Origin of the sequence: Selenomonas sp. AB3002 (assembly GCF_000702545.1) — a bacterium.
GTDB classification, from domain to species: Bacteria; Bacillota; Negativicutes; order Selenomonadales; family Selenomonadaceae; genus Selenomonas_B; species Selenomonas_B ruminantium_A.
Genome location: NZ_JNIO01000008.1, coordinates 1,210,483 through 1,228,381 on the forward strand (window position 1 = coordinate 1,210,483; position 17,899 = coordinate 1,228,381).

The 17,899-nt window shown below is 56.0% G+C and carries 21 protein-coding genes and 3 tRNA genes; all 24 read right to left on the reverse strand.

Annotated features, from left to right (window positions below):
* Position 1: 1 nt before the first annotated feature.
* Entirely contained in the window at positions 2-1,042 is a 1,041-nt protein-coding gene (gene holA, locus P159_RS0113740) for a DNA polymerase III subunit delta (RefSeq protein WP_029544904.1), read from the reverse strand.
* Entirely contained in the window at positions 1,039-1,785 is a 747-nt protein-coding gene (locus P159_RS0113745) for a tRNA threonylcarbamoyladenosine dehydratase (protein ID WP_029544905.1), read from the reverse strand. Before P159_RS0113745 ends, holA begins: the two co-directional genes overlap by 4 nt.
* An 83-nt stretch (positions 1,786-1,868) precedes the next feature.
* Complete coding sequence (gene ftsZ, locus P159_RS0113750) at positions 1,869-3,023, reverse strand: cell division protein FtsZ (RefSeq protein ID WP_029544907.1); 1,155 nt, start codon at positions 3,021-3,023, stop codon at positions 1,869-1,871.
* A 656-nt stretch (positions 3,024-3,679) separates the two neighbouring features.
* On the reverse strand, positions 3,680-5,308 hold the full coding sequence (locus P159_RS0113755; RefSeq protein ID WP_029544908.1) for a peptide chain release factor 3: 1,629 nt from the start codon (positions 5,306-5,308) through the stop codon (positions 3,680-3,682).
* A gap of 15 nt (positions 5,309-5,323) precedes the next feature.
* Positions 5,324-6,079, reverse strand: a complete 756-nt coding sequence (locus P159_RS0113760; protein WP_029544909.1) for an exodeoxyribonuclease III — start codon at positions 6,077-6,079, stop codon at positions 5,324-5,326.
* Positions 6,080-6,098: 19 nt separating this feature from the next.
* Positions 6,099-6,620 carry a signal peptidase I gene (gene lepB, locus P159_RS0113765; RefSeq protein ID WP_029544911.1) on the reverse strand — a complete coding sequence of 174 codons (522 nt, stop codon included), beginning with the start codon at positions 6,618-6,620 and terminating at the stop codon, positions 6,099-6,101.
* 75 nt (positions 6,621-6,695) lie between these two features.
* The gene (rplS, locus tag P159_RS0113770) at positions 6,696-7,037 is read right to left on the reverse strand and encodes a 50S ribosomal protein L19 (RefSeq protein WP_029544913.1); all 342 of its coding nucleotides are present in this window, start codon (positions 7,035-7,037) and stop codon (positions 6,696-6,698) included.
* Positions 7,038-7,184: 147 nt separating this feature from the next.
* Positions 7,185-8,285, reverse strand: a complete 1,101-nt coding sequence (gene aroB / locus P159_RS0113775) for a 3-dehydroquinate synthase (RefSeq protein WP_029544915.1) — start codon at positions 8,283-8,285, stop codon at positions 7,185-7,187.
* Complete coding sequence (locus P159_RS0113780; protein WP_029544917.1) at positions 8,278-8,808, reverse strand: shikimate kinase; 531 nt, start codon at positions 8,806-8,808, stop codon at positions 8,278-8,280. Before P159_RS0113780 ends, aroB begins: the two co-directional genes overlap by 8 nt.
* Entirely contained in the window at positions 8,805-9,974 is a 1,170-nt protein-coding gene (gene aroC / locus P159_RS0113785; RefSeq protein ID WP_029544919.1) for a chorismate synthase, read from the reverse strand. Before aroC ends, P159_RS0113780 begins: the two co-directional genes overlap by 4 nt.
* A 114-nt stretch (positions 9,975-10,088) precedes the next feature.
* The gene (gene pilO, locus P159_RS0113790; protein WP_051650376.1) at positions 10,089-10,619 is read right to left on the reverse strand and encodes a type 4a pilus biogenesis protein PilO; all 531 of its coding nucleotides are present in this window, start codon (positions 10,617-10,619) and stop codon (positions 10,089-10,091) included.
* Entirely contained in the window at positions 10,616-11,860 is a 1,245-nt protein-coding gene (locus P159_RS0113795; protein WP_029544923.1) for a PilN domain-containing protein, read from the reverse strand. The genes pilO and P159_RS0113795 overlap by 4 nt, the downstream gene beginning before the upstream one ends.
* On the reverse strand, positions 11,826-12,281 hold the full coding sequence (locus tag P159_RS0113800; RefSeq protein ID WP_029544925.1) for a hypothetical protein: 456 nt from the start codon (positions 12,279-12,281) through the stop codon (positions 11,826-11,828). The genes P159_RS0113795 and P159_RS0113800 overlap by 35 nt, the downstream gene beginning before the upstream one ends.
* Positions 12,271-12,804: a hypothetical protein gene (locus P159_RS18780; RefSeq protein ID WP_037377060.1), complete on the reverse strand. Its 534-nt coding sequence runs from the start codon at positions 12,802-12,804 to the stop codon at positions 12,271-12,273. The genes P159_RS0113800 and P159_RS18780 overlap by 11 nt, the downstream gene beginning before the upstream one ends.
* Positions 12,788-13,201 carry a hypothetical protein gene (locus P159_RS0113810; RefSeq protein ID WP_029544927.1) on the reverse strand — a complete coding sequence of 138 codons (414 nt, stop codon included), beginning with the start codon at positions 13,199-13,201 and terminating at the stop codon, positions 12,788-12,790. The genes P159_RS18780 and P159_RS0113810 overlap by 17 nt, the downstream gene beginning before the upstream one ends.
* Positions 13,188-13,691 (reverse strand): hypothetical protein, encoded by a 504-nt coding sequence (locus P159_RS0113815; protein ID WP_029544929.1) that lies wholly within the window; start codon positions 13,689-13,691, stop codon positions 13,188-13,190. The genes P159_RS0113810 and P159_RS0113815 overlap by 14 nt, the downstream gene beginning before the upstream one ends.
* The gene (locus P159_RS18785) at positions 13,688-14,122 is read right to left on the reverse strand and encodes an A24 family peptidase (RefSeq protein WP_185753748.1); all 435 of its coding nucleotides are present in this window, start codon (positions 14,120-14,122) and stop codon (positions 13,688-13,690) included. Before P159_RS18785 ends, P159_RS0113815 begins: the two co-directional genes overlap by 4 nt.
* Before the next feature lie 156 nt (positions 14,123-14,278).
* Complete coding sequence (locus tag P159_RS19575) at positions 14,279-14,761, reverse strand: type II secretion system protein (protein ID WP_139283607.1); 483 nt, start codon at positions 14,759-14,761, stop codon at positions 14,279-14,281.
* Positions 14,762-14,940: 179 nt separating this feature from the next.
* Positions 14,941-15,014, reverse strand: a tRNA-Cys gene (locus tag P159_RS0113830).
* A 4-nt stretch (positions 15,015-15,018) separates the two neighbouring features.
* Positions 15,019-15,093 (reverse strand) — tRNA-Gly (locus tag P159_RS0113835).
* Positions 15,094-15,098: 5 nt separating this feature from the next.
* Positions 15,099-15,175: transfer RNA gene (locus P159_RS0113840), tRNA-Asp, on the reverse strand.
* Between the two features lie 115 nt (positions 15,176-15,290).
* Entirely contained in the window at positions 15,291-15,920 is a 630-nt protein-coding gene (gene udk, locus P159_RS0113845; RefSeq protein ID WP_029544934.1) for a uridine kinase, read from the reverse strand.
* A 185-nt stretch (positions 15,921-16,105) separates the two neighbouring features.
* Positions 16,106-17,293, reverse strand: a complete 1,188-nt coding sequence (locus P159_RS0113850) for a pyridoxal phosphate-dependent aminotransferase (RefSeq protein ID WP_029544935.1) — start codon at positions 17,291-17,293, stop codon at positions 16,106-16,108.
* A gap of 113 nt (positions 17,294-17,406) precedes the next feature.
* Positions 17,407-17,889, reverse strand: coding sequence for an Lrp/AsnC family transcriptional regulator (locus P159_RS0113855; protein WP_029544937.1), 483 nt, complete (start codon positions 17,887-17,889; stop codon positions 17,407-17,409).
* Positions 17,890-17,899 lie beyond the last annotated feature (10 nt).

Here is a 17,899-nt window from a genome sequence, read left to right on the forward strand (position 1 = left end):
TTCAAGACCTCTGCCTTTGGCAGAGGAGAATAATGGCGTGTTCCAAAACTTCCTCTCCGGCCTGCCCCGTCTTGAGCTTGTAATCCGCATCAATAAGCTCCAGCATGGCAGCCTTCAATACCTTTTCCGGGAACTTCTCTGCCGCCTGCCCCAGCTTTTCAGCAATATAGGGATTCAGCTCCAGAGGACCAGCCAGCGCCTTGCCCCTTATTCCCTGTGCCATCAGCTCCCTGGCCTGCCACAGCTGCCTCACATGGCGGGTAAGCAGAGCCAATATGACCGTGAAATATGTGCCCTCCAGCAGCTGCCGCTTCAAGAGTGACAACGCCTTGCCTGCCTGACGGCTGCTCACTGCATCCAGCAGGGCGAAATTGGAAATCTCCGGCAGGGAGGCAAAGACCTGCTTCAAATCAGCCAGGGCAATGCGCCGCTCCTGAGTATACATGGAAAGTTTGTCAAACTCCTGATCCAGGAATTCCAGGGAGATAGGCTGCATGAGGCTCACTGCCCCGTGGAAGTAAGCGGCAGCCTCCGGAGCAAGCTCCTTCTTTATCTCATGGAGCTTGCCCCGCAGCCATTCGTCAATATTCCAGGCCCGCACAGGCTCTGCCTCCAGCACCAGCCCATATTTTTCTGCCAGCTTGCAGATTTTCTTCCGCTTGTCTGCCTTTTCCCGGGAAGTAAAAATCACATAGCTATAGGGAGGCATATCCGCAAAGAGAGCCATAAGCTTTTCCAGCTGCTTTTCTCTTTCCTTGCTACCCTCTGCCTTGACGGCCCTGAAAAGGGCTGTATCCTGCACCCAGATGACGTTCTTATCCGCAAAAAAAGGCGCTGTCTCAATATTGCCCATAAGCACATCAAGGCCTGTATCTCCGGATAGTTTCTGCACAGCTTCGGCAGAATCCTCCTTGTCCACCCCCAGCCGCCGCAAAATGGCCCGGCAGGCTCTGTCCACATAGTACCTTTCTTCACCTGCCAGCAGAAAAATATGAGGCAGCTCTGCCCCCTGCAGCCTGCCCATGAAGTCCACATATTTCATCGGGAAGTCCTCTCCATTCCCAACAGATCCCGCACCACTTCACCTGCTATAATCAGTCCTGCCACAGAAGGCACAAAAGAAATGCTGCCGGGAACAGCACGGCGGGGAGTGCCATCCGGATTTTCCCCGGGCGCACTCACAGGGAGGGGCTGCTCCCGGGAGTATACCACTTTCAGCCCTTTGACACCCTTTTCCTTCAGCTTTTTCCTCAGGACCCGGGCCAAAGGATCCACACTGGTGTCGTAAATGTCTGCCACTTCGAAGCGGGTAGGGTCCAGTTTATTTCCCGTGCCCATGCTGGCTATCAAGGGAATGCCACGTCGCTCACACTGGCAGGCCAGGTCAATCTTCGCTGTGATGGTATCGATGGCATCCACCACATAGGAAATCTCTCCCGCCTCTGCAAAAAACTCCTCAGCCTTCTCCGGCAGGTAGAACATTTCCCTGGTTTCCACCCTGGCTGCAGGATTGATATCCCTCAGGCGCTCTGCCACTACTTCAGTCTTCAGACGTCCCACCGTAGAGGCCAGAGCAGGCAGCTGGCGGTTGCGGTTGGAAATACTCACTGTATCATTGTCCACCAGAAGGAAGCTGCCAATACCTGCACGTGCCAATCCCTCTGCCACATAAGAACCTACGCCTCCCAGACCAAAGAGCAGGACCCTGGCTTCGCTGAGTTTCCGCAAGCCATCCCTTCCCACCAACAGTTCCAAACGTGAAAATTCATGTACTTCTTCGCTCATAAAGGCCTCCTGAAACCCTCAACTAGAAAAGACGGCAGCCGGGCGGCCGCCGCCAAAGATGCAACAGACAAGCATCAACTTCATCACTTTTTTTCCAAATCATCAGGAGCCAGCTTGAATGCCGGGATGGCAAAAGCCCCCTGGCTCTTGAACTCCGGTGCTGCTGGAGGCTTGACCATAAAGGAAGGCGTCTCCAAAGAGAAGGCTGCCTCCTTGGGCGGTGCCTGGACCTTGCTTTCCGGCACCTTCACCGTAGGAGCCTTCAAAGGCATGCTGTCTGCAAAATCTGTAGCGATGATAGTAGCTTGGACAGTGCCATCCATTGCCTCATCTATAACCGTTCCCAGAATGATATTGACATCAGGATCCGTATGCTCGTAAATGTAGCGGGTAGCATCGTCCACATCGTAAAGGCTGAGACTGTTGTCGCCCGTAAGATTGATGATAACCCCCCGGGCGCCCTTGAGGCTCTTGTTGATAAGGGGGCTTTCCACGGCCTGCTTCACTGCCTCCACCGCACTGCGGGGACTGCTGCCAATCCCCAGGAGGGCATCACTGCTGGGATTCTGACGGAAAATGGTGGTGACATCTGCAAAATCCACGTTGATGACACCGGTGGTGAGAATCAGCTCTGCCACGCAGTTGATAGCCTGCTTCAGGATGTTGTCCGCGCAGACAAAGGCCTGCACCATGGACATACGCCGGTTTTCCGGCAGCTTCATGAGATTGTCATTTTCCACGGCAATCAGGGCATCCATCTGGGACTGCATCTTGACTACGCCTTCCATGGCCAGCTTTTTCTTGCGGCTGCCCTCAAAGCTGAAAGGCACCGTCACCACACCTACGGAAAGGATCCCCAATTCGTTGGCCAGCCGCGCCACTACAGGAGCAGCCCCAGTGCCGGTACCGCCGCCCATGCCTGCGGTGATGAAGATGAGGTCAGCTCCGCTCATGGCCTCCCGCAGACGGTTTTCCGCTTCCTTCGCCGCCTGCTCTCCCAGCTCCACACTGCCGCCGGTTCCCCGCCCCCGGGTGAGAGCCTCGCCTATCTGCACAGGCTTCACTCCCTCCTGTGAGACCAGGGAAAGCTGCTTGGCATCCGTGTTCACAGCTATCAGCTCAATATCCAGGTCGTTGTGCTGTCCCATGCGCATGAGGACGCTGTTGCCACCGCCGCCTACGCCGAAAACTTTTATTTTGACTTTTGGTTTTATGATCAAGGTTTCTTCTGCTGCCATATATACAACTCCCCTCTCTGCTGTACATCCTTTTTTATATTCTCCCCGAACACAGCAGATTCCTGCCGGCTCCCCCATCTATAAGCAAATGCTTCCTAAAAAAGAAAAGAAGCAAAGCCGCACCAACGCAGCCCTGCTTCTTTGCCTTCAAAAGATCCATCCACGAATCAGCTGAAGAGAAATACCGCCAAACAGGCCAGAACGATCTTCAGGCTATCCAGCTTCACGCCAAACACTCCTTACCCAACGCATCCAGCATTTAATTTTCCTCTAAAGAAATAACGCCACGGCAGTAAACCGTTAGGATGATTATAACTCAAATATGGGTATTTGTCGATAGACAAATGACTATAGTAAGCGCAATAATATTTTAGGTCTTACCTGCCCCGTGAAACGTGGAAGGGGGACCGGCGTAGCCGGTGGAAGGGGCGAAGAGGTGAAGCGACTTCGAAGAGCATAGTTCGTCCCCGCATTCCCCCTTCCACCACCTTCGGTGGTCCCCCTCCCCCGCAAGCGGTGGAGGTCAACATCTTTTATCGCGTTTACTAAAAAAGCCCCCGGGCAATACACAAACCCGGGGGCTTCAAAGCGTATCTAACGCTCTCCTGCTATCATTCTATCATTTTCAGACTTGTTTGTCCAATATTTGTTCCTGCTCAGAGAATCTGCTTCCTGCCCACAGGTGCGGGGTGGAGTTCCAGCTGGGGGTTGTTGTCCCGAATCCAGCCCAGGGCCCACTCGTTGTTCACCAGCAGCACAGGATTATTATGCCTGTCATAGACGAACATGCCGCGGTCGGCGCCCTTGAGGCTTTCGGGGGTGACTTCCCTTTCGTCCTCAAAGGTGAGCCAGCGGGCCACTTCGTAGGGCTGCATATTCATGACGATGTCTACGTTGTACTCGTTCTTCAGGCGGTACTCCAGCACCTCGAACTGCAGGGTGCCTACTGTGCCTACGATATAGGACTCAGTGCCTGCGCCGGCCTGCTGGAAGAGCTGGATGGCACCTTCCTGGGTCAGCTGCTCGATGCCCTTCACGAACTGCTTGCGCTTCATGGTATCCTTGGCAGACACACGGGCAAACTTCTCGGGTGGGAACACGGGGAAGTCCGCAAACTTGAACTTGTGTCCCTCATCGCAGATGGTGTCGCCAATGCCGAAGACGCCAGGGTCAAAGAGGCCCACGATGTCGCCGGGGTAAGCCGTGTCGATGATCTGGCGGTCCTGAGCCAGGAACTGCTGGGGCTGGGCCAGCTTCAGCATCTTGCCGCTGCGCTCATGCCAGACATTCATATTGCGCTCGAACTTGCCGGAGCAAATGCGGATGAAAGCCAGGCGGTCACGGTGAGCCGGGTTCATATTGGCCTGGATCTTGAAGACAAAGGCGGAGAACTTCTCATCATCCGGGCAAATCTCGCCGTCAGAAGAATTGCGTGGTGCAGGCGTGGGTGCCAGGCGGATATACTCCTCCAGGAAGTTCTGCACGCCGAAGTTGGTCATGGCGGAGCCGAAGAACATGGGGGTCAGCTCCCCTGCCGCAATGCGCTCCAGGTCAAAGTCCTCCCCTGCCTCATTCAGGAGTTCAAGGTCGTCCTGCAGGGCCTGCCAGGCTTCCTCACCAATGCGCTCACGCACCTTGGGGTCATCAGGAGCGAAGGTCTCAGAGAAGCGCTCCTCCTGACCGTGGGAGCTGTCCTCGGCGAAAAGCTCAATCTGCTTCTTCTGCCTGTCATAGACACCCATATACTGGCCGTCCACGCCGATGGGCCAATCCATGGGATAGGAACGGATGCCCAGCACATTCTCCAGTTCGTCCATGATATCCAGGGGCGCCTTGCCGAAGCGGTCCAGCTTGTTCACGAAGGTGAAGATGGGAATGCCGCGCTGCTTGCAGACCTTGAAGAGCTTCTTGGTCTGGGCCTCGACGCCCTTGGCAATATCCAGCACCATGACGGCGCTGTCCACTGCCATCAAAGTACGGTAGGTATCCTCACTGAAGTCCTGATGGCCCGGGGTATCGAGGATATTGATGCGGCAGCCCTGATAGTCGAACTGCAGCACAGAGCTGGTAACGGAAATACCGCGCTGCTTCTCAATCTCCATCCAGTCGGACACCGCATGGCGCTGGGTCTTGCGGCTCTTGATGGAGCCTGCCAGATGGATGGCGCCGCCGTAGAGCAGCAGCTTCTCCGTCAGGGTGGTCTTACCGGCATCAGGGTGGGAGATGATGGCAAAGGTACGGCGCTTGCCTATCTCGCGGTCAAGTTCTTCTTGCAATGCTGACAAAATCTAACCTCCAAATTAAATGTCCAGCTCCAGCCCCACGGGGCAGTGGTCGCTGCCGAAAATCTCATTGTGAATGGTGGCGTCCTTGATGGAATCCTTCAGACGCTCCGAAACGACGAAGTAATCTATGCGCCATCCGGCGTTGGTCTCACGGGCCTTGCGCAGATAGGACCACCAGGTGTAAATGCCTTCCCTCTCGGGATAGAGGGCCCGGAAGGTATCCGTAAAGCCTGCCTCCAGGAGCGCTGTGAACTTCTCCCTCTCCTCATCGGTGAAGCCTGCATTGCGGTGGTTGGTCTTGGGATTCTTCAGGTCGATTTCCTTGTGGGCTACATTCAGGTCACCGCAGACGATGACGGGCTTCTTCTCATCCAATGCCAGCAGATAGGCCCGGAAGGCGTCTTCCCACTCCATGCGGTAATCCAGACGCTCAAGCTCCCGCTTGGAATTGGGCGTATAGACTGTCACGAAGTAGTAATCCGCAAATTCAAGGGTGATGACCCTGCCCTCATGGTCGTGCTCCTCAATGCCTATGCCATAGGCAACGGAAAGAGGTTCAAGGCGGGTAAACACCGCCGTACCGGAGTAGCCCTTTTTCTCAGCGCTGTTCCAATACTGGCGGTAGCCCGGCAGCTCTAAGATAGCCTGGTCAGGCTGCATCTTGGTTTCCTGCAGGGCAAAGATATCTGCGTCCAGCTGCCGGAAGGATTCCATAAAGCCCTTCTTCAGGCAGGCCCGCAGGCCGTTCACGTTCCAGGAAATGAATTTCATGGCAGATTCCTCCCCTTTGTCAAGGCAGGGACTTCAGCTCAGCTACAGGCCAGAACACCAGCACGGCCTTGCCCTTGATGAGGGCGCCGGGCACGAAGCCCACATCTGCAAAGCGGCTGTCCTCGGAGTTGTTGCGGTTGTCACCCATGACGAACACCGTGCCCTCAGGCACAGTGGACTTGGGGTAGTCCCCGCGGGTCTTCTCCAGGATATAATCCTCGCTGAGCACCTGGTCGTTCACCAGCACCCTGCCGTCCTTGATTTCCACTGTGTCACCAGGTACGCCAATGACGCGCTTGATGAAGTCACGGCTGGGGTCACGGGGGTACTGGAACACCAGGATCTCACCCTTCTCCGGCGCACGGAAGCGGTAGATGAACTTGTTCACCACCAGCCGCTGCTGAGACTGCAGGGTAGGCCGCATGGAGGGGCCGTCCACAATGTAAAGTTCCACCACGAACTGGCGAATCAGGAAGGCCAGCACTACTGCCACTACAATGGATATCAGCCAATCCTTGACTTCTTCCCCTAAAGAACTCATTTATTTTCCTCCTTAAAAAAGCACCAATAACACAAATAGGGACTGCCACAGGAGCAGTCCCTATCCGGCGCCAGATTAGCGCTTCTCTTTGATACGGGCAGCCTTACCCGTAAGGTTGCGCAGATAATAGAGCTTCGCACGACGGACGATACCGTGGCGAACAACCTCAATCTTAGCAATGCGCGGGGAATGAACGGGGAACATACGCTCCACACCGATACCGTAGGAAATACGACGAACGGTGAAGGTCTCACGCACGCCGGTGCCCTGACGGCCGATAACTACGCCCTCGAACACCTGGATACGCTCGCGGTTACCCTCGACGATCTTTGCATGCACGCGCAGAGTGTCGCCAGGACCGAAAGCAGGGATGTCGGAACGGAGCTGTTCTTTCTCAAGAGTTTCGATGATGTTCATTTATTTTTCCTCCTAACACTAGACGTTCATGGCAAGCTCCACTCTCGGCTCACTCAGAGGACCGTCCACATACCCTATGAGTATAGCAAAAAAGAAATGGCCTTTCAAGGAAAAAAATCTGGAAGCAGAAAAAAATTGTAAACAATCCTAATCAGCCAGACAGTATGCCATGGCCTCCCTGACGGCACTTTCCGGCACATCGCTCCTGCAAACGGTCTGGCCGATTGCAGAAATGAGCACCCAGGCCACCCTTCCCCCCACGGTCTTCTTGTCGTGGAAGATGTCCTCGTACATGTCATCTACGGTACAGCCCTCAGCCCTGACGGGGAGCTTAAGCGCCCTTAGCAGCCTTTCAGTCCTGGGCAGCACTTCCTCTGCCAACAGGCCCAATTCAATGGAAAGTTTCAAGGCCCCCACCATGCCCACAGCCACTGCTTCGCCGTGATTGTAGCGGGCATAGCCTGTTTCCTTTTCTATGGCATGGCCAATGGTGTGGCCGAAGTTCAGGATGCGGCGCAGGCCGGCTTCCTTCTCGTCCTCGCTGACCACTGCCGCCTTGATTTCGCAGGAACGGGCAATGATATGGGACAGGCACTCATGCTTCAAAGAGAGGATTTCCTCAATATGGCTTTCCAGATACGCGAAGAAATCTGCATCATAGATAAGGCCGTATTTGACAACCTCTCCCAGTCCCGTGGAAATCTCCCTTGCTGGCAGGGTTTCCATCATCTCCAAATCCATAAAGACGGCCTTGGGCTGGTAAAAGGCGCCGATAAGGTTCTTGCCCAGGGCATGATTCACCGCCACCTTGCCTCCCACGCTGGAGTCAACTTGCGCCAGGAGGCTGGTGGGCAGCTGCACGAAGGGCACTCCCCTCATATAGGTAGCTGCGATAAAGCCAGCCAGGTCACCAACCACACCGCCCCCCAGGGCAAAGACGGGAGATTTGCGGTCAAGTCCCGCCTTGATGCACTCCGTATAAACTGTTTCCGCCACCGACAGGGACTTGGAGCTTTCTCCTGCGGGCACGGTGACCAGGGCGGCCACAAGGCCCGCCTCAGCCAGCCAGCTGACTACTTTCTCCCCATAGACAGGGCCTACATTGCTGTCGGTAAGCAGCAGCGCCTTGTTGGAAAAGCCCGCTCCCCTGACAAAGTCCTGCACTTCCTGCCTGAGGTTCCTGCCTATGACTATGTCGTAGCTGTCCGGGCCCAGTTCCACCCGAACCTTCCTCTGTATCTCACCCATGCAGTTCCCCCCTGGTCTTCAGCGTGTGGACAATGCGCTCTGCTGCCTGCAAAGGGGAGAGTTCCCCCGTATCTATGAAGTAATCCGCCTGGCGATAGAACTGCTCACGTTCTGAAAGCAGTTTCTTGACAGCCGCCAGCCTGTCCCCCTCATCTGCGCCGTCCAGCACGGGGCGCTCTCCCTTGCGCTCGGTGCGCTCCAAAATAACCTCCGGGGAGGCAGTGAGGCAGACAATCAGGCCGCTTTGCTTCAGCAGCTCCACATTTTCCGGGTCCTTGATGGTGCCGCCCCCGGTGGAAACCACCGCATTGGCCCGCTGGGAAATCTTTTTCACCAGTTCTTTTTCCAGCTGGCGGAAATGCGCCTCGCCTTTGGTCTCGAATATCTCAGGGATAGTCGTGCCCTGCTCCTCCTCAATGCGGCTGTCCATGTCGATGAAGGCCTTGCCCAGCCGCTGGGCCAGCACCTTGCCGGTGCTGGTCTTGCCCGTGCCCATGAAGCCTACCAGTACAATGTTCTTCATCCTGCCACCCACTCTTTCCTCAGGCGCTCCTTGTAGGCGGAGAGGGCCGCCTGCACATCTACCAGGGCATCGGAACCAAATTTCTCGCAGACAGCCTGGGCCAGCACAAAGGCGGTCATGGCTTCTCCCACCACGGAAGCTGCGGACACGGCGCAGGTGTCGCTGCGCTCCTTGCAGGCCATGACGGCCTGATGGCTCTCTATATCCACAGACTGAAGCGGCTGCATCAAGGTGGGAATGGGCTTCATGGCAGCCCGGAGAACGATTTCCTCCCCGTTGCTCATGCCCCCTTCCAGGCCTCCGGCCCGGTTGGTCTTGCGGCAGGGCAGCCCCTCGCTGTCCAAAAAGACTTCATCATGTATCAAACTGCCGGGCAGATAAGCACACTTGAAGCCTGCCCCGATTTCCACACCCTTGATGGCCTGTATGGACATAAGGGCAGCCGCCAGACGGGCATCCAGGCGCCTGTCCCACTGGATATGGCTGCCCAGCCCCACAGGCACCCCCCGCACGATGATTTCAAAGGTTCCACCCAGAGTGTCCCCTTCCTTTTTGGCCTCGTCAATCTTCGCTTTCATGCGCTCCTCGGCCTCACTGTCATAGCAGTTGAGCTCAGAACCATTGTCCTTGCCCAGGGCCTTGCGGTCGACTTTGGCCTCATCCACGGCCTCGCCGCCAATGTTTGTCACCTGGGACACAATTTCCATGCCCAAAGCCCCCAGGAACTCCTTGCACACAGCTCCCACCGCCACCCGCATGGTGGTCTCCCGGGCGCTGGAGCGCTCCAATATATCCCGCACATCCTCACGGGCATACTTGGCCGCCCCGGTGAGATCCGCATGGCCAGGACGGGCTGCCGTCACCTTTTCGCCCTCGGGGGCGCCGAAGGGGGCCATGCGCCCTCCCCAGTTGCCGTGGTCGGCATTCACCACCCGCAGGGTAATGGGGCCGCCCAAAGTCTCTCCAAAACGGACGCCGCTGGTGACCTCCACCCTGTCCGTCTCGATCTTCATACGGCCGCCCCGGCCATAGCCCTGCTGGCGCCGCGCCAGATCACGGTTGATATTCTCCTCCGAAAGCTTCAGCCCCGCAGGCAGTCCTTCCAAAATAGCCGTCAGGCAGGGGCCATGTGACTCCCCTGCCGTCATGAAACGCAGTTCGCTCATACCTACACCTCGTTATACTACGAATAATCAGTTGTCTATAGTGTACGATATAGGCTTATATAAATCAAGCATTTTACAAAGTTATAGTTGCAAATTTGTAAACTTAAAACAGCCTTAAATTTCTTCTGCAAACATCACCAGCAGCAATTCGGCCTCCAGTCTGCCCGCCCCTTCTTTGGCATCAACCTTGATCTGCTTCAGCTGATAAAACCGCTCTTCCTTCCTGAGTCTTTGCAAAAAGTCCAGCAACTCAAAGTAATCACCTGCCACCTTGAGCTGCACAGGCAAAGCCACGCAGTGCTCCTCCACGGCCTGCCGCTCCCGGGGCAGGGCTTCCTCCAGCTTCAGCCCTGCGCCAAAGGCATCAGCCTGGAGCCTGTTCAGGAACTCACCCTGGCTCAGGTGGGCGGGCAGTGCCTTATCTGCCCGCGCCAGTCGTTCTGCCAGTTCCTCTTTATAGGCAGCCTGGTCCAGATGGGCGTTCTGGAAATTCTGCACAGCCACTTTTTCCTCCCGAAGCTGCAGCGCCGCCTCCTCATTTTCCCGACATTTTTCCTGCAAGGGAGCATGCACGAAAAAATAAAAAACGCACAGGAGCAGAGCCCCTGCCGCCACAATCAGTTTCAGTCTTTCCTCCGCCCTCATATTCCCATCTCCATCTTCAGTCGGAATTCCACCAGGCCTTCCTTCTGCCGGGATTCTTCCAGCACAGGCACAGCAGAGAAAAAATCCCTATCCCGTTCAAAAGCCTCCAGGAACTCCCCCAGAGCACTGTAATCCACAGCCTCCCCCCTGAGGTGCAAAATCTTTTCCTCCGTGCAATCCACCTCTGTCAGCCAGGCACCTTCCACGGTGACTGTACCCAGGTGGATAAGCAGGCTGTCCAAAGGGCGGGACTTTTCCGTAAGCCGCCCCAGGCACGCTTCCTTCACCTCTGCCGCCGCAATCATCTTCCTGTCAGCTTCCATCGCCTGCCGGGCAGGCTCAAGCTCTGCCAGCTGCCTCCCTGCCTCCTCTGCTGCCCGGGAAGTCAGAAAAAACTCTCCCAGGTCAAGGCTCAGACAGAGGATCAGTAAAACTCCCGTCAAAATTGCCGCTGCCCTGCCTATGCCCTCATAGTTCCAGCCATTGACCTCCCCCTTATCTTCCAAAAGATTCTCCGGCCAGCCCTGACGTCCCAGTCCTGCCAGGGCAGCCGCGGCAAAAAGAGGTCGGCGTTCATGCTCCTCTGCGCCCCCGGCCTCAGCCGCCGGACTTATCTCTGCCTCCCCTATCTGCCAGCCACAGCTTCCGGACTGGCACTCAAGCAAAACAGGCGTCTCCGGGTAAAGACCGGCCAGGGGACAGCCCCTTCTCCCAAAGGCATCCTCCAGCATGCTGATTTTTTCCCTCTCAAGGGCCAGCGCCTCTACCATATCTGTCCTGTCAGGCAAAGGCAGCGATATGCACTTCACCATTTCCGGCGACAGGCCGCAATCCTGCAAAAACCTGTCCATTTCCCAATAGGCAGCAGTGCGCTGCTCAGGAAGGGGAATGGCCGTCGAAATAGGAAACAAGTGACAGAGGAAACACTTTTCAGGCAGGCAGAGAGCCAGGGGCAGATCCTGCCAGCCCTCCCTGGTGAGCCGCTGGGCTGTGCGCTCCGCCAGCAGCTCTGCCAGCTCTGAAAAATCCTCCGGCCTCTGCCATTTTTCCTCAGCCTGCCTTCCTATGCGCCAGGCACCATCTTCCTGCCGCAATTCCAGGAAAGAGATCTCCTCCTCTCCGCCATAAACACCCAAATATGTGCCGCCCCGGGCATAAACCATGTCTTTCAGCCCTGACAAGGCTCGCCCGGCCTTCTCCTGCCACTCATTCTTCCACTGATCTCCAGCCCCGCCAAACACAGCTCTCCTCCTTTCTGTGCAGCCAGCCGCACACAAGTTTCCCCTTGCTCCACTTCTCCTTTTCCCCGGGCTCTGCCCAGGCCTTGAGGAAAATATCTTCCCCTTCTTCTCCTTGTGTGCAGGCAATATGCCTGAGGCTCACTGTCACCTGAATGCCCTGGTCACTGTACTCTCCTCCATAAGGCTGCCACTTCCCCTTGGGCAGGCCGTCCACGGCAGCAGGGCAGCGCTCTATCTCACTGGCCAGCATTTCCACCCGGCCCTCTGCTGCCAGACGCAGCCTTGATTCCTGTATGAACTCCTCACTGCCCCTGGTGCCGTACTCCACTGCCGCATGCAGCCCCATAGCCAGCCAGAGCACCGCCGTCATGGCGCAAATAGCCAACAGTGCAGCCGCCCCTCTTTCTCCCTCATTTGCCATGCTCTTTCTCCCCTTTTTCAGGAGGGATATAAACTTCTGTGGTGAGCCTGTACGGCGAAGTGCCTGCCATCGTGCTCTGCCCTTCCAGCCAGATCCTGTACAGCCCAGGCCTGCCGATGCTGTCCACCTCCTCGAAACCGAAGGCGCTGATGTTGACCATGGCCCAGGCATGATTTCCTGTCATGGGCAGCGCAGCCCTGTTTTCCACCAGTTTGCGCACGCCCTTGCTGTCACGGTTCACGAAATACTGCCTGACCACATCTTTTCCGGAATATATTTTGATGGACTCAGGATAACTGCCCTTGCTGATGGAAGTTGCCATCAAGCAGTCATCCACCACTCTCACAAAGGCCAGCTGCACTTCCTGCTGTACTTCCTCCTGTGCTCTCAGCAACAGATAATTTTTCGCAGCCGTAGTCACCCCCAGGGCAGCTCCCGCCAGAATAAGCGCCAAAACCGGCAGGGCCAGCAAAAGCTCCAAAGCTGCTATCCCCGCCTCCCCTGTCCTATTCTCCGGCCCCATGCCTCACCACTTCCCGTTCCAAATCCAGCTGCCCTCTGGCGGCCCTGCCCTGCCACTTGACCTGCACTGAAACCCTGTACGCCGCGGGATTTCCCTCAATGCCACCTTCACTGCCTATATTTGTCTCCACAGCGTAGTCGATACCGCCCTCCTGCAAATCCTCTGCCCGACCCTGCCAGGGATAGCTTCCGGGGGCCAGTCCTCTGGCAGCCGCCTCTGCCTGCGTGGCAGCAAACTGGGTGCGGGCCAGGAAAACAGCCCTCACCCGGCAGCCATCTGCCACCCGCAGCTCCATGCTCCTGGCATAGATGGCAAAACAGGACGCCATGACCAAAAGGGCCAGCCCGGCAACAAGCACCTCCAGAAAGAAGAACCCTCGTTCCCTATCCACCCGCATCAATCCTCTCCAGCCTGAACCTGCCAGCGTTATCCAGCACCAGCTTGCAGCCAATCCCCTCGCCTCCGGAAGAAAAGACCTTGATGGTGACATTGGGATAGACATTGCCGTTGGCATTGAAGAAAATCATCTGGTCCCTGCCATCCCAGCTGTCGTTGAACTTCAGCCGCACAGTGGCAAGGCAGCTGTGGCGCTTGACCTCATCCCTGCTCCGATAGACACGATACCCCGTCCCCGTCAAGAGGATATACGGGCGGGTGGAGGCAATGGCCGTGCTGCCGTCCGCAGCCAGATTCTGCGCAGCTGTACGGGCCAGCACCTGCTCATAGCGAAGCTCACTGAGCAGCAGCTCCGCCTCGTACCTGACCGCACTGTACTTATAGATGCGCAAGGCATTGGGCATAGCCCAGCGTGCTGCCAGCCCCAATACTGCCAGCAGGAGCAGCAGTTCCAGCGCTGCCATGCCTCTTTCCCCTGCTCTGTTCATCATAATATCATTTCCCAATAGCACTGCCAGATAATATCACCAAAAAGGTAGGCAGCATAAGCCCCCAGGGAAAGAAAGGGACCAAAGGGCAAAGCCTCCCCGCTTTTCCAGCCCCGCAGAAGCAGGAAAACCGCCAGGCACCCTCCCATCAGCACAGCCAGGGCCATTGCCACCGCCACGCCCCGAAGTCCCAGCCAGAGCCCCAGCACCGCTGCAAACTTCACATCCCCAAGGCCAAGGCCGCCCCGGCTCAGCCAGCGCAGCCCCCAGAAAAGCCCGCCTGCCGCCGCTGCTGCCGCCAAGGCCTCAGTCACGCCATGGGGCAGCACCCCGAAAACTTCCAATCCCAAACCCGCTGCCCCCAAGGGCAGCAAAAGCCGGTCATACAAAAAGCCATAGCAGCTGTCCAGTACAGCCAGCAGAACCAAAAGCACAGCAAAAAGACTCCCTGCTGCTCTCATCTTCCCCTCTGGCAAAAACAGCAGCCAGGGCAGACACAGACAAGATAAAAGGAGAATTGCCGGGCAGTGCCTCCTCAACAACCGCACATCAAGGGGCTGATAAAAACCTATCCTCAGGCCTTTCATCCTTCACTTCCCGTTGCCGAAATCATAAACCGTATTCTCCCCCAGATGCGCCTGCATCCTCTCACTTTTCTCCTTGGAAATGCTGTACGCCGTTCCGGGAACATCCGTCACTGCTCCTTTGACATTGCATTTTCCCGTGGGAGGCTTTATATTTTGATAATCCTCAAGATAATCTTTGAGATTGTCCATGGTGTCAGGCTCTTTGCCCTTGTCAATGCTGTAAAGGGCAATGGCAGTATCTATGGCAGACAGGTCGGCCTTGATCTTGGTCGTGTTGGCAGTGGCCAGAGCCGCATTGAAGCGGGGAACTGCCACCGTGGCCATGGTACCTACAATAAGGACGGCAATCAGCACTGCCAGCATACTGAAGCCCTGCTGCCGTTCTCCCCCACCAGCCTCCTTCCTTGCTGTGCTCCGGCGCATGATGCCGCAATCTCTCTTCAGTCTTCGATAAGCATCTCTTAGCTTTGCCTTTGTTGTCTCCATCTTTGCCCTGCACACTCCTTCCTCCACCTCTCACGTAAAAAAATGCACCGAAAAGGCAGGTTCAACATCTGTCCTCTCGGCGCACATATTCTAGATTAAATGTCCATTTCCTCCTGAAAAAAGGAAATTGTTTCTTGTACGACAAAAAAGCCCCCCTTACGGGAGGCTTTGCACTCACTTGGAGGCGACACCCAGAATCGAACTGGGGATAAAGGTTTTGCAGACCTCGGCCTTACCACTTGGCTATGTCGCCGGTATGGAGCGGAAAACGAGGCTCGAACTCGCGACCCCCACCTTGGCAAGGTGGTGCTCTACCACTGAGCTATTTCCGCAATAGTGGCGACCCCAAGGAGACTTGAACTCCTGACCTCCGCCGTGACAGGGCGGCGTTCTAACCAACTAAACTATGGGGCCGTTCCAACTTTCTTGTCGCTTTCGTTCAGCGACATGTATTATTATACGCAGATGGTTATCTGCTGTCAACACCTTTTTTTACTTTTTTTGAAAAAATTTCAGAAGCAGCCAAACCTCAAGCCTTGGCCCCCTTATTCAGGTGGAACTGCACCCGGTTCATGACCATTTCCAGGGCCACCTTGTTCTCCCCGCCCTCGGGGATGATGATGTCAGCATAACGCTTGGAAGGCTCCACAAAAGCCTCGTGCATGGGCTTCACAGTCTCAAGATACTGCCGGATAATGCCGTCCAGCTGACGGCCCCGCTCCCGCACGTCGCGCATGATGCGGCGCAGGATCCTTACATCGGCGTCAGCATCCACGAAGAGCTTGATGTCCATAAGCTGCCGCAGGCACTTTTCATGGAAGGTCATGATGCCCTCCACCACGATGACCCGGGAGGGCTTCACGGTGATGGTCTTGTCGCTGCGGTCGTTGATGGAATAGTCATAGACGGGACACTCGACAGCCTCCCCATTCTTGAGGGCGGTCAGATGCTCCAGCATGAGCTCCGTATCAAAGGCGTCCGGATGGTCGAAGTTCAGCCTGGCCCGTTCGGCGGGAGGCATATCGTGATGAGCCCGGTAGTAATTGTCGTGGTAAATCACCGTCACTTGGTCACCAAAATTCTCCACCAGCTTCCTGGTGATGGTAGTCTTCCCGCTGCCTGTGCCGCCTGCAATGCCAATGACGATTATCTTTCCCATGGAACTCACATACCTCCAAATTATTGAAACGCAAAAACTATTTCTATATATGATATAAAGAAACCGCCCTCTTGTAAAGGGCGGTACAGAAAACAGTTATATTATCATAACACCATTGTTCAAATTTTGCCGTAGGCAAAATCTTCCAATCAGTGTTTCAACAAGGAAGAACAAGTTCTTACTCGTTATTTTTTATACTCCTCTGCCAGCTTCTTGAAGAGCGGCAAGGAGCGGCGGATGGTGTCGGTCTTGATGCAGTAGGCGGCGCGGAAGTAGCCGGGGCAGCCGAAGTCCGTGCCCGGCACCAGCAGCAGGCCGTACTTCCTGGCCCTTTCGCAGAAGGCGTAATCGTCCTCTTCCAGCGCCTTGGGGAAGAGGTAGAAAGCCCCCTGGGGCTTGACGCAGGTAAAGCCTGCGTCGATAAGGCCCTGGTAGAGCATCTGCCCATTCTCGCGGTAGGTGCTGATATCAGAGGGACGTCCGGCACAGCGGGCAATGACCAGCTGCCAGAGGGAGGGCGCATTCACATGGGTCAGGACGCGGGCCGCACCTGCAATGGCACCATAGACCTGCTGGAAGTCTGCCACCGTGTCCGGCACCATGATATAGCCTATGCGCTCACCAGGCAGGGAGAAGGACTTGCTGTAGGAGTAGCAGACCAGAGTATTTTCATAGAACTTCGGGATATAAGGCACCGTGAAGCCCTCATAGGCAATCTCCCTGTACGGCTCGTCAGCGATCAGGAAGATGGGATGTCCGTATTCTTTTTCCTTGCCCCTGAGCACCTCAGCCAGCTTCTTGATGGTTTCTTCGGAATACACCGCCCCGCTGGGGTTGTTGGGAGAGTTCACGATGACGGCCTTGGTGTGGGGCGTGAGGCATTTTTCCATGGCCTCAAAATCAATCTGGAAGTCCTCCGTCTTGGCAGGCACCACTACCAGCCTGCCACCCACGGACTCCACGAAGCAGCGGTACTCCGGGAAGAAGGGAGCAAAGGTCAGGAACTCATCCTCTGCCTCACAGAGTGCCTTGAAGCAGATGGTGCAGGCAGCGGCGGCACCAGCGGTCATGAAGAGATTCTGCTCGCTGATTTCCATGCCGAAACGCTCATTGATGCTTTTGGCGATGGCCCTGCGGGCAGCAGGTGCACCGGGAGCTATAGTATATCCATGTACGGCGCTGGGCTCCATGGTCTGGAGGATATCCACCGCCGCCTCTTTGATATATTCCGGCGTGGGCACATTGGGGTTGCCCAGACTGAAGTCAAAGACTTTGTCCTCCCCCTCTGCCGCCGCCAGCTTGCGGCCGTATTCAAAGACATCCCTGATGGTGGATTTCCTGGTGCCTAGCTCATACATCTTCTGGTCTACCATAAGTACATCTCCCTACAATATAAACAAATATCTTTATCCGATACAACACGCTTTACATTTTAACATATACCCTTGCAAAATAAAAGACCCTCCATATCGGAGAGTCCTTCTTCTCACTCGCAAAAGTATTTCATGCTGGTCTTTTTCCACTCGTGCTTGCTGTAGAGCATGATGCGCTCCGTGACACCTGCAGCCTCTCCCAGCTCACTGGCAATGGCCTCGCACTCTTCCCGGCTGTGACCGTGGATCATGGTGTAGAGATTATAGGGCCAGCCAGGAGCCGTCGTGCGGTCATAGCAGTGAGTCACCGCCGGGTGACGGGCCATTTCCTGAGCTATGGTGTCAAGTTCCTCCTGTGGCACCACCCAGGCTGCCAGCACATTGGCCTTGAAACCAACTTCACGATGGCGGAGCACCGCCCCCATCTTGCGGATTTTCTTGTCTTCCTCCAGAGCCTTTACCCGCTCCAGGAAAAGGTCCTCGGAAATGCCTATGCCTTCTGCCAGCACCTTGTAGGGTTCCGCCACCAGAGGGAACTCCCCCTGCAGCGCCCGGATCACCTTTTTGTCAAGCTCGCTTACCCCTGCTGCTTCCACCTGATGTCAC

Excerpts from the sequence above, each read along its gene's own strand:
- holA (WP_029544904.1), bottom strand. The coding sequence starts at position 1,042 with ATGAAATATGTGGACTTCATGGGCAGGCTGCAGGGGGCAGAGCTGCCT.
- P159_RS0113745 (WP_029544905.1), bottom strand. The coding sequence starts at position 1,785 with ATGAGCGAAGAAGTACATGAATTTTCACGTTTGGAACTGTTGGTGGGA.
- ftsZ (WP_029544907.1), bottom strand. The coding sequence starts at position 3,023 with ATGGCAGCAGAAGAAACCTTGATCATAAAACCAAAAGTCAAAATAAAA.
- P159_RS0113760 (WP_029544909.1), bottom strand. The coding sequence starts at position 6,079 with ATGAAATTCATTTCCTGGAACGTGAACGGCCTGCGGGCCTGCCTGAAG.
- lepB (WP_029544911.1), bottom strand. The coding sequence starts at position 6,620 with ATGAGTTCTTTAGGGGAAGAAGTCAAGGATTGGCTGATATCCATTGTA.
- rplS (WP_029544913.1), bottom strand. The coding sequence starts at position 7,037 with ATGAACATCATCGAAACTCTTGAGAAAGAACAGCTCCGTTCCGACATC.
- aroB (WP_029544915.1), bottom strand. The coding sequence starts at position 8,285 with ATGGGTGAGATACAGAGGAAGGTTCGGGTGGAACTGGGCCCGGACAGC.
- P159_RS0113780 (WP_029544917.1), bottom strand. The coding sequence starts at position 8,808 with ATGAAGAACATTGTACTGGTAGGCTTCATGGGCACGGGCAAGACCAGC.
- aroC (WP_029544919.1), bottom strand. The coding sequence starts at position 9,974 with ATGAGCGAACTGCGTTTCATGACGGCAGGGGAGTCACATGGCCCCTGC.
- pilO (WP_051650376.1), bottom strand. The coding sequence starts at position 10,619 with ATGAGGGCGGAGGAAAGACTGAAACTGATTGTGGCGGCAGGGGCTCTG.
- P159_RS0113800 (WP_029544925.1), bottom strand. The coding sequence starts at position 12,281 with ATGGCAAATGAGGGAGAAAGAGGGGCGGCTGCACTGTTGGCTATTTGC.
- P159_RS18780 (WP_037377060.1), bottom strand. The coding sequence starts at position 12,804 with ATGGGGCCGGAGAATAGGACAGGGGAGGCGGGGATAGCAGCTTTGGAG.
- P159_RS0113810 (WP_029544927.1), bottom strand. The coding sequence starts at position 13,201 with ATGCGGGTGGATAGGGAACGAGGGTTCTTCTTTCTGGAGGTGCTTGTT.
- P159_RS0113815 (WP_029544929.1), bottom strand. The coding sequence starts at position 13,691 with ATGATGAACAGAGCAGGGGAAAGAGGCATGGCAGCGCTGGAACTGCTG.
- P159_RS19575 (WP_139283607.1), bottom strand. The coding sequence starts at position 14,761 with ATGGAGACAACAAAGGCAAAGCTAAGAGATGCTTATCGAAGACTGAAG.
- udk (WP_029544934.1), bottom strand. The coding sequence starts at position 15,920 with ATGGGAAAGATAATCGTCATTGGCATTGCAGGCGGCACAGGCAGCGGG.
- P159_RS0113850 (WP_029544935.1), bottom strand. The coding sequence starts at position 17,293 with ATGGTAGACCAGAAGATGTATGAGCTAGGCACCAGGAAATCCACCATC.